The 1567-nt window shown below is 73.3% G+C and carries 1 protein-coding gene; it reads left to right on the forward strand.

All coding sequences use genetic code 11. The features are described from left to right. Positions 1–111 precede the first annotated feature (111 nt). Positions 112–1567 (forward strand): exodeoxyribonuclease V subunit gamma (locus tag D183_RS0116385; RefSeq protein WP_017909953.1); only part of this gene is annotated, 1456 nt, incomplete at its 3' end.

The raw sequence follows: 1567 nt of genomic DNA on the forward strand, positions 1-1567 counted from the left end.
TTCGGGTGCGCGAGGCTGCGCCCGCACCCTCATTCGCCCCTGCGGAGCACCTTCTCCCAGTGGGAGAAGGGAACAGCGCCGCCTGCCCGCATCCGGCACAATGCCCGGCACATGCCTGCCTCATCCGCGCCCGATTTCCGGCTGTATCCGTCCAACGCGCTGGATACCCTGGCCGCCCTGCTCGCCGAAGAACTGCGCCGGCCGCCGCCGGGGCAGCCCTTGCTGGCGCCGGAGGTGGTGCTGATCCCGCAGGTGGCGATGCGGCGCTGGCTGCAGTCGACCCTGGCCGCAGTGCACGGGGTGGCGGCGAACCTGGAATTCCTCACCCCCGGCGAGTTCGTTGCGCGCGCGCTGGAGCGCAATCTCGGCGCGGCGGCCGACGATCTCGACATGGCGACCATGCATTGGCGCCTGTACGCGGCGCTGCAGGGCGACCTGGGTAGCGATGCGGCGCTGGCGCCGTTGGGAGGCTATCTGGCCGACGGCGATGCGCTCAAGCCGTGGAGCCTGGCCGGCGAGCTGAGCAACGTGTTCGAGAAGTACCAGGCCTGGCGCCGCGACTGGCTGCTGCGCTGGGAAGGCGGCGCCGACCCGGACGATCCGCAGGCGCGGCTGTGGCGGCGCATCGCCACGGGCCGCGCCTACCGCGCACGCCGCATCGGCCAATACCTGGACCGCTACGCGCGCCCGGACGGGCCGCTGCCGCAGGGCCTGCCGCGGCGCCTGTTCGCCTTCGCCGTGCTCAACATTTCCCCGGACGTGCTGCGCGTGCTGGCCACGCAGGCGCGCGCCGGCACGCTGCACTTCTACCTGCCGACCCCGGCGCAGGGTTATTGGGGCGATCTGCAGACGCTGTGGCAGCGCCGCCGCGAGGGTGGGGCGGTGGAGCTGTTCGCCGACCACGTGCAGGAGAACCCGCTGCTGCAGGCCTGGGGCGCGGCCGGACGCGACTTCATGGCGCTGATCGGCGACTACGAGGTGGTGCATCCGCTGGCCGAGATCGCGGTCTATGCCGATCCGCTGGAGTCGGGCCGGCGCGCGCTGGCCGATGGCGGCCTCGGCGACAGCCTGCTGCGGCGCATGCAGAGCGACCTGTTCCATCGCCGCGCGCCGGCGCGGCCGGCGCCGCTGCCCGCGGTGGATCCGCACGATCCCAGCCTGCAGGTGCATGCCTGCCACACCCGCCTGCGCGAACTGCAGGTGCTGCACGATCAGTTGCGTGCGCTGCTGGACGACCCGCGCTTCGAGCCGCCGCTGCAGCCGCGCGAGATCGCCGTGCTGTCGCCGGACATCGACCCCTACGTGCCGTACCTGGATGCGGTGTTCGGCGGCCACGCCGGCGACGACGCCTTGCCCTATGCGCTGGCCGACGCCAGCCCGCTGGCCAGCGAGCCGTTGGCCGAGGTGTTCCTGGCGCTGCTCGGGCTGCCGATCGCGCGCTTCGGCCTGCACGAGATCCTGGACCTGATCGCCAGCGCGCCGATCGCCGAGGCCGCCGGCCTGGACGAGGCCGGGCTGGAGCGCCTGCGCGCCTGGCTGCACGCTGCCGGCGCGCGCTGGGGCCTGG

Source organism: Xanthomonas sp. SHU 199 (assembly GCF_000364665.1).
GTDB classification, from domain to species: Bacteria; Pseudomonadota; Gammaproteobacteria; order Xanthomonadales; family Xanthomonadaceae; genus Xanthomonas_A; species Xanthomonas_A sontii.